Here is a 9,286-nt window from a genome sequence, read left to right on the forward strand (position 1 = left end):
TACTCGACGTCGATCTTCATCGACAAGCTGCTCCAGGTCCCGCGCTGGGACGAGCTGCCCGTCACCGTCGCCGCGCAGACCGTCCAGCGCTCCGCGTTCCCCGACGCGTACGCGAAGTGGGAGAACCTCGCGACGGACCTCGTCGCGCAGCTCGCGGACGTCGTGCTGCCCAACGGATGCCTCCCGGCCGCCCTGCTGCCCGAGGGCGTGGCGAGCAGCGCGATCTCCTTCGCCCTCGGCGAGGTGGGCAAGCCGTACCTCTGGGGCGGCACCGGACCGGACCGCTACGACTGCTCCGGGCTGCTGCTGCGCGCCTTCCAGGCCGCCGGGATCAACCTGCCGCGGGTGTCGCGCCAGCAGTTCTACGCGGGCGGGCACGTCCCGGTGCGCGAGATGCAGCCCGGCGACCTGCTCTTCTACGCCACGGATCCCCGCGACCCCGACACGATCCACCACGTCGCCATGTACATCGGCGGCGGCAACATGGTCGAGGCGCCCTACACCGGCGAGTTCGTCCGGGTGCGCCCCGTGCCGTGGGAGTACGACGAGCTGGTGCCGCTGGCGACCCGCCCCGGCACCTCGCCGAACTACCGCGCCTGATCGGCGGAACGACCGGCCGCGTGGCGGCGCAGGTCCGCCACGATCCCCCGGACGGCCTCGGCCGCGGCCTCGCCCGCCTCCTCGACCGAGAGGCCGTGGATGTCGAGCAGCGGGACGCCCGCCTCGCTGGAGCACAGCAGCGAGACGATGGCGGCGGCGCGGCGCGTCGGTCCGGCGGGGGCGCCGATCGCGGCGAGCGCGTCGGCGATGCGCCGTCGGCGGGCGCGCAGGCGGGCCAGGCGCACGTCGTTCGCGAACCCGGCCGCGTACATGGCGCGGGTGAGCTCCAGGTGCCTGCCCGCGCGGGCGTAGGCGTGCCGGGCGTAGTCGGGCAGGTCGTCGGGGCCGTGGATCGCCTCCGGGATCGGCCCGAACACCTCCTCGGCCCACGCTGCGAGGCCGTCCACGCGGGCCTGCCGGTCCGGGAAGTGGTGGTAGACGGTGCGCACCGACACGCCGGCCCGCTCGGCCGCCTCCGGAATGGCGACGTCGGTGGTGCCGGGCCGGCCGAACTGCTCGGCGAACGCCTCGAGGATGGCCCGGCGGGTGGCGGCCGCGCGCTCCCGCCGGACCGGGCTGTCGTAGGTCCGCGTCACGGTCGACGATCGTGGCGCGGTCAGCCGAACAGGGGCGAGTCGAGGCCGTTGCGGCGCGCCACCTCGACGATCGCGGGCATGTCCTCCGGTGCGGGGACGCGGTGCGGGGTGCTCGCGTCCATGTCGTCGAAGAAGCGGCCGGCGCCGTCGCCCGAGGTGCAGGTGAGGAAGCGGGTGCCGGGCGCGGCGATCCGGTAGGAGTGCGTGGCCCCGGCCGGGACCAGCACGGACGCGCCCGCGCCGAGCACCGTCTCCGGCGCACCGTCCAGGGTGACGCCGAGGGCGCCGTCGAGCACGAGGTAGCCCTCGTCCCAGGGGTGGTTGTGCGGCGGCGGACCGCTGTCGACCGGGCCCGTCACGGCGTGCAGCTCGAACAGGGTGCCGCGCAGGACGGGCCGGATCTCCTCACCGAGGACGCAGCGGGGGCGGTCGTCGAGTGCCGTGTCCACAGGACGCTCCTTTTCGTTGCAGCAATATGCAGTGAAATTGTGCACCAGGCATCGATTCGCTGCAAGGGGGTGCAATGAACCGGCCCGGTCGGTGGCCTCCGTGTCCCGGTGGGACAGTGTGGCCATGACGTCCGACCCGTCCGCGACTGCGTCGACACCGGCGTCGACACCGGCGTCGACAACGCCCCTGCAGGACTACCTGTCCCGGCCAGCGCCCGGAGCGACCGAGGACTACCTCGTCGTGCCCCGCTCCCTCGCGCAGTCCATGCCGCTGCGCTGGCAGCAGCTCTTCGTCGGGATGCTCGCGGACCTGCACGACGCCTACGCGGACCTGGACTGGCCGGAGTACCGAGTCGTCCCGAGCCGCTGGGAACGGCTCACCGATCTCGACGAGGAGCAGCTCGCCGCCGCGGGCTACGTCGCCGAGATCGGCGCGGACGGCGAGCTGGAGTACCGCGACTCCGAGGACAGTCCGGTCGAGGATCCGGAGACGCTGCAGGTGCTGGCCCCGGTCGCCGACCCGCTGCCGGACCTGGCGGCGGGCCGGGTCGAGCCCCGGCCGGCGACGCCGCTGTAGCCTCCGAGCTGCCGGGAACAACTCCCCGCCGCCTCGCGTTGCAGAGGTCACAACCAAGTTGAGCGGGTCCGGCTCAACCCCGAGAACCGGCCCGTGGCAGACTTGAGCGAGATCCACTCAAGACGCAACCGGAGGCAACAACCATGGCTCGTGCGGTCGGTATCGACCTCGGGACCACCAACTCCGTCGTCGCCGTCCTCGAAGGCGGCGAGGCGACGGTCATCGCGAACTCCGAGGGTTCGCGTACCACCCCCTCGGTCGTGGCGTTCGCGCGCAACGGCGAGGTGCTCGTCGGTCAGTCCGCGAAGAACCAGGCCGTCACGAACGTCGACCGCACGTTCCGGTCGGTGAAGCGGCACATCGGCTCGTCGTGGAGCACCCCGGAGGTCGACGGGAAGAAGTACACCGCGCAGGAGATCAGCGCGCGGGTGCTGCAGAAGCTCAAGCGCGACGCCGAGGCCTACCTGGGCGAGGAGATCACCGACGCGGTGATCACCGTCCCGGCCTACTTCGAGGACGCGCAGCGCCAGGCCACCAAGGAGGCCGGCCAGATCGCGGGCATGAACGTCCTGCGCATCGTCAACGAGCCCACGGCGGCCGCGCTCGCGTACGGCCTGGACAAGGGCGAGAAGGAGCAGACGATCCTGGTCTTCGACCTCGGCGGGGGCACGTTCGACGTGTCGCTGCTGGAGATCGGCGAGGGCGTCGTCGAGGTGAAGGCCACCAACGGCGACAACCACCTCGGTGGCGACGACTGGGACGAGCGGATCATCAGCTGGCTCGTCGAGAAGTTCAAGAGCAGCCAGGGCATCGACCTCACCCGCGACAAGATGGCCATGCAGCGCCTGCGCGAGGCCGCCGAGAAGGCGAAGATCGAGCTGTCGAGCCAGAACACCGCGACGATCAACCTGCCCTACATCACGGTCGACGCGGACAAGAACCCGCTGTTCCTGGACGAGACGCTCTCGCGCGCCGAGTTCCAGCGGATCACCTCGGACCTGCTGGACCGCACCCGGGCGCCGTTCAACCAGGTCATCAAGGACGCCGGCATCTCCGTGAGCCAGATCGACCACGTCGTGCTCGTCGGCGGCTCCACCCGCATGCCCGCGGTCACGGAGCTGGTGAAGGAGCTCACCGGCGGCAAGGAGCCCAACAAGGGCGTGAACCCGGACGAGGTCGTCGCCGTCGGCGCCGCGCTGCAGGCCGGCGTGCTGCGCGGTGAGGTCAAGGACGTCCTGCTGCTCGACGTCACCCCGCTGTCCCTGGGTATCGAGACCAAGGGCGGCGTGATGACCAAGCTCATCGAGCGCAACACGACGATCCCCACCAAGCGGTCGGAGATCTTCACGACGGCCGACGACAACCAGCCGTCCGTGCAGATCCAGGTGTTCCAGGGCGAGCGCGAGATCGCGGCCTACAACAAGAAGCTCGGCATGTTCGAGCTGACGGGCCTGCCGCCCGCCCCGCGGGGTGTGCCGCAGATCGAGGTCAGCTTCGACATCGACGCCAACGGCATCGTGAACGTGTCGGCGAAGGACCTCGGCACCGGCAAGAGCCAGGCCATGACGATCACCGGTGGGTCGGCCCTCTCCAAGGAGGAGATCGACCGGATGATGCGCGAGGCCGAGCAGCACGCCGAGGAGGACCGCGTCCGCCGCGAGGAGGCCGAGGTCCGCAACCAGGCCGAGACGCTGGTCTACCAGACGGAGAAGTTCGTCAAGGAGAACGACGAGAAGCTCCCGGCCGACGTCAAGGACGGCGTGAACGCCGCGCTCGGCGAGGCCCAGGAGGCGCTCAAGGGCACCGACACCGCCGCGATCAAGGCCGCTGTCGAGAAGCTGGCGACCGAGTCCCAGAAGATGGGTGCCGCGCTCTACCAGCAGCCCGGTGCCGAGGGTGCGGCCGGTGGTCCGGACTTCGACCAGAACGTCCGCAACGACGGTGCGGACGACGTCGTGGACGCCGAGATCGTCGACGACGACAAGGACCGCAAGTAGTCCCGCCGACCAGCGCTTGTAGAGGAGGCTCTGTTGAGCGACCGCAACTCCGGCAACTCCCCCGAGGAGCATGAGCAGGAGCGGGTCGTGGTGCGGGACCGGCGCCGGATCGACCCTGTGACGGGCGAGGTGCGCACCCCGGCCGGCGAGCAGCCGGCCGGGGCGGCCCCCGGCCACGCGCCGCAGGAGGCGCCACCCGATCAGACCGACGCGCGGGTGGCCGAGCTGGCCGCCCAGGTCGAGGAGCGCACCGCCGACCTGCAGCGGGTCAGCGCCGAGTACGCGAACTACCGCCGCCGCGTGGACCGCGACCGCGAGGTGGTGCTCGCGGCGGCGCGCGCCCAGTTCGTCGGCGAGATGTTCACGGTGCTGGACGACCTGGACCGTGCGGAGGCGCACGGCGACCTGACGGGCCCGTTCAAGTCGGTCGCGGACAAGATCGTCGCTGTGGTCGGCAAGCTCGGCCTGGAGTCCTACGGCGACGTCGGGGAGCTGTTCGACCCGGCGCTGCACGAGGCCGTGCAGCACGAGGAGTCCGCCGTCACCGGCCCGTCGACACCCGTCGTCACCGTGGTCTCGACGGTGCTCCGCAGGGGCTACCGGATGGCCGACCGCGTGCTGCGCCCGGCGATGGTCGTCGTCGCCGACCGACCCGCCGAGCCCGAGCCGGACGGCCGGGACCCGAACTCGCCGGCGCACCCGGACACCACCTGACCAGACACGACCACCACCGGAAGGGGGGCGGATGACCCAGCGCGACTGGATCGAGAAGGACTTCTACCGCGAGCTGGGTGTCTCCTCCACCGCGACTGCGGACGAGATCAAGAAGGCGTACCGCAAGCTCGCGCGCGAGCTGCACCCGGACGCCAACCCGGGTGACGCGAAGGCCGAGGCGCGGTTCAAGAGCGTGTCCGAGGCGTACGGCGTGCTGTCGGACACGGAGAAGCGCCGCGAGTACGACGAGACGCGCGCGCTGTTCGCGGGCGGTGGCCCGCGGATGCCGGGCGGCGGCTTCGGCGGGGGCTACGGCCGGGCGGGTACCCAGGGCTTCGACATGGGCGACCTGAGCGACCTGTTCGGCCGGGCCTCCGCGGGCTCGGGCTCGGGCGGCGGGCCCGGGCTGGGCGACCTGTTCGGCATGTTCGGCGGCGGGGGGACCGGCCGCACGAGCACCCGCAGCCAGCGTGGCGCGGACGCCGAGAGCGAGCTGCGGATCGACTTCCTCCAGGCCGTCCGCGGCGCGGAGGTGCCGATCCGGCTCACCTCGCCGGGCCGCTGCGAGCGTTGCGGCGGCACCGGCGCCCGGCCAGGGAGCCCGCCGCGGCCGTGCCCCACGTGCGACGGCATGGGCTTCGTGAGCCACAACCAGGGCTCCTTCGGGTTCTCCGAGCCGTGCCGGGACTGCCGCGGCACGGGCCGGATCATCGACGATCCCTGCCCGGACTGCGGCGGTGAGGGCGTCGCCAGCCGCACCCGCTCGCTCACCGTCCGCGTCCCCGCCGGGGTGGACGACGGCCAGCGCATCCGGCTGGCAGGCCAGGGCGAGCCCGGCCGGGGCGGTGCCCCGGCGGGCGACCTGTACGTCAAGGTCCACGTCACACCGCACCGGCTGTTCGGGCGGTCGCCGCGCAACGCCGACGACCTCACACTCACGGTCCCGGTCACCTTCGCCGAGCTGGCGCTCGGTGGCACGATCACCGTCCCGACGCTGGACGGCACGGTCACGCTCAAGGTCCCGGCGGGCACCGCGAGCGGGCGCACGTTCCGGGTCCGCGGGCGCGGGGTGCAGCGCCGCAACGGCACGGCGGGCGACCTGCTCGTCACCGTCGAGGTGGCGGTGCCGGCGCGGATGGACGACACCGCGAAGGAGGCCCTGGAGGCCTACGTCGCGGCGACCAAGGACAACGACCCGCGCGCCGACCTGCTCAGGGGTGCCCGGTGAGGCGCCCGGAACCCCGGCCCGGCCCATTAGGTCCGCGGATCGACCGCGGCCTGCCGGACACGCCGGTGTTCGTCATCTCGATCGCCGCCGAGCTCGCGGGCCTGCACGCCCAGACGCTGCGCAGCTACGACCGGCTCGGGCTCGTGAGCCCGGGCCGGGCGGCGGGCGGCGGGCGGCGCTACTCCGAGCGCGACATCGCCCTGCTGCGCGAGGTGCAGCGCCTCTCCCAGCACGAGGGTGTGAACCTGGCGGGCATCAAGCGGATCATCGAGCTGGAGCAATTGGTGGACGAGCTGCGCGAACGGCTCGCGGAGGCGTCCGCCGAGCTGGACGCCGCCCGCGCGGCCGCGGAGCAGGCCGCGCAGGCCGTCCACGCCTCGTACCGGCGCGATCTCGTGCCGGTCGACCGCCGCCAGGCGATCGTGGTGTGGCGGCCGACGCCCCGCGAGGAGTAGCCCGCGGCATGTCGCGCGGCGCTCGCACACACCGCGCGGCGCTCGCACACACCGTCGGCGGTGTGTGCCACCACCCGCGATTGTGTGCCACCGCTGGCGCATGTGTGCCATGGCTGCGCCGGGGACGGCCGCGGCTGCCGTGGATCCGCGGGGTGGTGCGGGGTGGTTCAGTCCAGGTGGTTCAGTCCAGGGTGAAAGGGTCGTAGGTGATGCGGTCCAGCGGCGTGCCCGCCACCAGCATCCGGGAGACCGTAGCGCGGATCATCGCGGGTGAGCCGCAGACGAGCACGTCGTGGTCGGCCCACGCGCCGTAGCGGGTGACGACCTCGGCGAGCGTGCCCCGCTCGGCCCCGGAGCCCTCCTCCGCGGTCTCGACGACCGGGATGACGTCCAGCCACGGGTTGGCGTAGGACATCCTGCGGACCGCGTCGAAGTCGTAGAGGTCGTCCCAGGTGCGGCCACCGAGGAACACCTGGGTGCGCGGCCGCTGCTGGCGTCGGGCGAGGTCCTCGAGGATCGCTTTCATCGGCGCCACGCCGGTGCCGCCCGCGACCATGAGCAGGCCGTCGTTGGAGGCGGGGGCGGTCATGCGACCCATCGGGGGCCCGATGCGCCACGTGTCGCCGATGCGGGTGTGCGCGACGATCGCCCTGCTGACCCACCCGCCCGGGACGGCACGGACGTGGAACTCCAGGACGCCGTCCTGGCGCGGGGCGTTGGCCGGCGAGAGGTAGCGCCACAGGCGCGGACGGTGCGGCGTCTCGACGCTGACGTACTGACCGCTTCGGTACGGCACGGGGCCGCTGGACTGCACGGTGACGACGGCGAGATCCCAGCCGACGCGACGGTGCCCGACCACCCGGCCGAGCCACGAGGCCGGGCCGCGCTCGGCGTCCGCGGCGGCGCGCATGGCGCCCGCGACGATGCCGTAGGCATCCGTCCACGCCTTCGCCACGGGTGGTTTCCAGGCGTCGCCTGCGAAGGCGGCGATGGCGCTCAACAGGGCGTAGCCGACGGCGTCGTAGTGCTGGGCGATGACGCCGAACTTGCGGTGGTCGCGCCCGAGCTGCTCGAGGAACGGGATGAGCTCCTCTGGCTGGTCGACCATCTGCACCACGTGCACCAGGGCGCGCAGCAGGCGGCTGCGCTGCACCTCCATGTTGACCGGGAAGAGGCCGCGCGTCTCGGGGGCGCGGCTGAACAGGACGCCGTAGAAGTGGCGACCGAGTTCCTCCGCCCGCGGCTCGACGAGTGCGAAGCTGGACCGGATGATCTCGACCATCCCCCCCGCCGCCACGTCCTGCGGATGCCCGGACGGGGGCGGTTCGGTGGCGATCAGGGGTTCAGCAACCATCAGCAGATCATCCGTTCGGGGACGGTCGTCACGCGCTGTTCACGTCGGGTCTCGGTGGGCGAGGCTACCGGCAGTGCCGGTCGGGGGTACTCACCAGTCCCGGTGATGGCGCCGCGTGGTCGGTTCGCTGCGCCGACGGCCCGGCGACGACTGTCCGTTCAGGCAGCCCCGCCGTTCGGCCCACGCGACCCGCAGCTCGCCGCCGGCCCGGCCGGTGAGCCATCCGCCGACCGTCGGGGGCCGGTAGCCGTGAGCAGCGGGGATCGGCACCCCGGCGGGGGCCAGTATGGGCGTGGGCCGCATCTCCGCGAGGAATCGAACCTGAGCGGAACAGACTCAACTTTGGGAGCGTTGACCACTACGAGCCCCACCGCATCAGACCCATCAGATCGACGGAGGAAACCCCCGGATGGACTCCTTCAACCCGACGACGCGCACGCAGCAGGCGATCTCGGCGGCCGCCCAGGCCGCCTCCCTGGCCGGCAACCCCGACGTCGGCCCCACGCACCTGCTCGGCGCCCTGCTCGCGCAGGGCGACGGCATCGCCGCCCCGCTGCTCACCGCCGTCGGGGCCGACCCGGCGGCGGTGCGGGCCGAGAACACCCAGCTGGGCAACCGGCTCCCGTCGGCTTCGGGGTCGTCGGTCGCCGCACCGCAGCTCTCCCGCGAAGCCCTGGCCGCGATCACGGCCGCCCAGCAGCTCGCTACGGAGATGGGTGACGAGTACGTCTCCACCGAGCACCTGCTCGTCGGCCTGGCCACCGGCAACGGCCCGGTCGCCCAGGTGCTGCGCCGCCACGGCGCCACCCCCGAGTCGCTGCGCGAGGCGTTCACCAAGGTCCGTGGGTCGTCGCGGGTCACGAGCCCCGACCCCGAGGGCACCTACCAGGCCCTGGAGAAGTACGGGCAGGACCTCACCGCGCGCGCCCGCGAGGGCAAGCTCGACCCCGTCATCGGCCGCGACACCGAGATCCGCCGCGTCGTGCAGGTGCTGTCGCGGCGCACCAAGAACAACCCCGTGCTGATCGGCGAGCCCGGCGTCGGCAAGACCGCGATCGTCGAGGGTCTGGCCCAGCGCATCGTGGCGGGCGACGTGCCGGAGTCGCTGCGCGGCAAGCGCGTCGTCGCCCTGGACCTCGGGTCGATGGTGGCGGGCGCGAAGTACCGCGGCGAGTTCGAGGAGCGGCTGAAGGCCGTCCTCAAGGAGATCGCGGACTCGGCCGGGGAGATCATCACCTTCATCGACGAGCTGCACACGATCGTCGGCGCCGGGGCCACCGGCGAGGGTGCGATGGACGCCGGGAACATGATCAAGC

Annotated in this window: 10 protein-coding genes; 7 read left to right on the forward strand and 3 right to left on the reverse strand. The window is 72.5% G+C overall.

The window, feature by feature from the left end; all coding sequences use genetic code 11:
- Positions 1-600 (forward strand): C40 family peptidase (locus AB7J25_RS28760; RefSeq protein WP_428514185.1); only part of this gene is annotated, 600 nt, incomplete at its 5' end.
- Here the strand turns inward: AB7J25_RS28760 and AB7J25_RS28765 are convergent.
- Together AB7J25_RS28765 and AB7J25_RS28770 are read right to left on the reverse strand one after the other, a co-directional pair.
- Entirely contained in the window at positions 588-1,196 is a 609-nt protein-coding gene (locus AB7J25_RS28765) for a TetR/AcrR family transcriptional regulator (protein ID WP_428514187.1), read from the reverse strand. The genes AB7J25_RS28760 and AB7J25_RS28765 overlap by 13 nt on opposite strands.
- Before the next feature lie 20 nt (positions 1,197-1,216).
- Complete coding sequence (locus AB7J25_RS28770) at positions 1,217-1,645, reverse strand: cupin domain-containing protein (RefSeq protein ID WP_428514189.1); 429 nt, start codon at positions 1,643-1,645, stop codon at positions 1,217-1,219.
- 124 nt (positions 1,646-1,769) lie between these two features.
- On the opposite strand from AB7J25_RS28770, the gene AB7J25_RS28775 reads away from it, so the two are divergent.
- From AB7J25_RS28775 to AB7J25_RS28795, 5 genes are all read left to right on the forward strand, one after another.
- Positions 1,770-2,222 carry a hypothetical protein gene (locus AB7J25_RS28775; protein WP_428514191.1) on the forward strand — a complete coding sequence of 151 codons (453 nt, stop codon included), beginning with the start codon at positions 1,770-1,772 and terminating at the stop codon, positions 2,220-2,222.
- Between the two features lie 143 nt (positions 2,223-2,365).
- Positions 2,366-4,219, forward strand: coding sequence for a molecular chaperone DnaK (gene dnaK / locus AB7J25_RS28780; RefSeq protein WP_428514193.1), 1,854 nt, complete (start codon positions 2,366-2,368; stop codon positions 4,217-4,219).
- A gap of 33 nt (positions 4,220-4,252) precedes the next feature.
- Positions 4,253-4,933: a nucleotide exchange factor GrpE gene (gene grpE / locus AB7J25_RS28785; protein WP_428514195.1), complete on the forward strand. Its 681-nt coding sequence runs from the start codon at positions 4,253-4,255 to the stop codon at positions 4,931-4,933.
- 31 nt (positions 4,934-4,964) lie between these two features.
- Positions 4,965-6,161, forward strand: a complete 1,197-nt coding sequence (gene dnaJ, locus AB7J25_RS28790) for a molecular chaperone DnaJ (RefSeq protein ID WP_428514196.1) — start codon at positions 4,965-4,967, stop codon at positions 6,159-6,161.
- Positions 6,158-6,616 carry a heat shock protein transcriptional repressor HspR gene (locus AB7J25_RS28795; RefSeq protein WP_428514198.1) on the forward strand — a complete coding sequence of 153 codons (459 nt, stop codon included), beginning with the start codon at positions 6,158-6,160 and terminating at the stop codon, positions 6,614-6,616. The genes dnaJ and AB7J25_RS28795 overlap by 4 nt, the downstream gene beginning before the upstream one ends.
- Positions 6,617-6,797: 181 nt before the next feature.
- On the opposite strand, the gene AB7J25_RS28800 is transcribed toward AB7J25_RS28795, so the two are convergent.
- Positions 6,798-7,970, reverse strand: a complete 1,173-nt coding sequence (locus AB7J25_RS28800; protein ID WP_428514200.1) for a globin domain-containing protein — start codon at positions 7,968-7,970, stop codon at positions 6,798-6,800.
- A 409-nt stretch (positions 7,971-8,379) separates the two neighbouring features.
- Between AB7J25_RS28800 and AB7J25_RS28805 the strand changes: the two genes are divergently transcribed.
- The coding region (locus AB7J25_RS28805) for a Clp protease N-terminal domain-containing protein (protein ID WP_428514202.1) at positions 8,380-9,286 on the forward strand (907 nt) is incomplete at its 3' end.

It is taken from the genome of Pseudonocardia sp., assembly GCF_050246655.1.
Lineage (GTDB): Bacteria > Actinomycetota > Actinomycetes > Mycobacteriales > Pseudonocardiaceae > Pseudonocardia.

Excerpts from the sequence above, each read along its gene's own strand:
- dnaK (WP_428514193.1), top strand. The coding sequence starts at position 2,366 with ATGGCTCGTGCGGTCGGTATCGACCTCGGGACCACCAACTCCGTCGTC.
- AB7J25_RS28800 (WP_428514200.1), bottom strand. The coding sequence starts at position 7,970 with ATGGTTGCTGAACCCCTGATCGCCACCGAACCGCCCCCGTCCGGGCAT.
- dnaJ (WP_428514196.1), top strand. The coding sequence starts at position 4,965 with ATGACCCAGCGCGACTGGATCGAGAAGGACTTCTACCGCGAGCTGGGT.
- AB7J25_RS28775 (WP_428514191.1), top strand. The coding sequence starts at position 1,770 with ATGACGTCCGACCCGTCCGCGACTGCGTCGACACCGGCGTCGACACCG.